At 59.4% G+C, this 1,152-nt stretch carries 2 protein-coding genes; both read right to left on the minus strand.

All coding sequences use genetic code 11. From position 1 onward, the window contains the following. Window positions 1–263 precede the first annotated feature (263 nt). Window positions 264–743, minus strand: coding sequence for a pyridoxal-dependent decarboxylase (locus tag AWB67_RS43885; RefSeq protein ID WP_235025617.1), 480 nt, complete (start codon window positions 741–743; stop codon window positions 264–266). After that, entirely contained in the window at window positions 674–1,012 is a 339-nt protein-coding gene (locus AWB67_RS43890; RefSeq protein ID WP_235025618.1) for a hypothetical protein, read from the minus strand. Before AWB67_RS43890 ends, AWB67_RS43885 begins: the two co-directional genes overlap by 70 nt. Window positions 1,013–1,152: the final 140 nt, after the last annotated feature.

Genomic DNA, 1,152 nt, shown 5'->3' on the forward strand with positions numbered 1-1,152 from the left:
GTACGCGGCGGGTTATGGGAGCAGCGGCGTGGTGTATATGCCGGTTCAGCCGCCGCCCGGATACTGATCGCGGTCGCTCGAACGTCTCATGAAAGCATGGACCAACGTCCCTTCCAATCAAACCCGGTCCGACATTGAACCTCCAGCGTGGTCGGGCGCTGATCGGCCGCGTCGGTCAGCAGTCGACCTATGGCCGTCCTTCGACCCGGCAAAATGAATGACTGATGTCCGGATAACATGCGAGGTCGCCCAGAGCGCCTTGCCTAACCCACCTGGGTCAGGGGGGTTGTGCCCTCTACTCGATAGTGAGAAAGTGCCCCCGTTCTCCACGCTGGCGATCGAGCTACTCGACAAACAGATTTCGCTTTGTCGTGGATCTCCTGGATGTCGTCGTCTTCGCCCGTGAAGGTCTGCCCCGCAATTGCCACCACGGCGATCGTGTTCTCATCGACGTACTGCTCGAGACGCTCGGCGGTGAGGCGGTAGTTGCCCGGCTTGAGCGGCACGATGCGCGGCTCGACGTCGAAATAGCGCAGAAACTTCTTCCATACAACCTGTACGTTGCCGCCCGTCACCATGTTCGGCCGGGTCGCGTCCTTGCCCGCTTTCTCGCGCGCCTGCCGCCAGTTCCATTTGTGCGCGAGCCCAGCGAGCATGCAGGCTTCCGATGAGCCTATAGTGGCCGTGCCATAAGGCTCGACCCCTTTTGGGCCATTCCACAGCTGATGCAGCCACTTGACCATGCGCGTCTCCATCGCGAAGACTTGCGATACATGTCATGGTCGATGTAATTCTTGTACATGTTGCGCTTGGCGACCTCGACCGCTTCCGGCTCCGCAAAGGTAGTCACAAACGACGACATGTTGAGCATCGGGTTGGCGTCGGTCCATTCTTCGCTGACTACCAGCGCGGCTGCTGCGCGCGCCGAAATGCCGGACTTCGGAAACTCGTTCTCCGGAATCTCGAAGTTGAATTCGTCGTACGGCGTGACTTTCTCGACAGGTATGGCCATTGTCTTTCTCCTGAGCACGCGGATGGGATAAAGCAAGTTGGCTAGAGCACCTTGTTCCGGTCGAGCTTCTTGCCGGACTCGGCGTTATACCGCTCGACATATTCACCGAGCAGTTCCCGAATCGCCCGGCCGATCTGCAC

This window comes from Caballeronia terrestris, from assembly GCF_001544515.1.
GTDB classification, from domain to species: domain Bacteria; phylum Pseudomonadota; class Gammaproteobacteria; order Burkholderiales; family Burkholderiaceae; genus Caballeronia; species Caballeronia terrestris.

What these genes read in the sequence shown, in the direction of transcription:
- AWB67_RS43885 (WP_235025617.1), bottom strand. Translation starts at nt 743, where the DNA reads ATGGTCAAGTGGCTGCATCAGCTGTGGAATGGCCCAAAAGGGGTCGAG.
- AWB67_RS43890 (WP_235025618.1), bottom strand. Translation starts at nt 1,012, where the DNA reads ATGGCCATACCTGTCGAGAAAGTCACGCCGTACGACGAATTCAACTTC.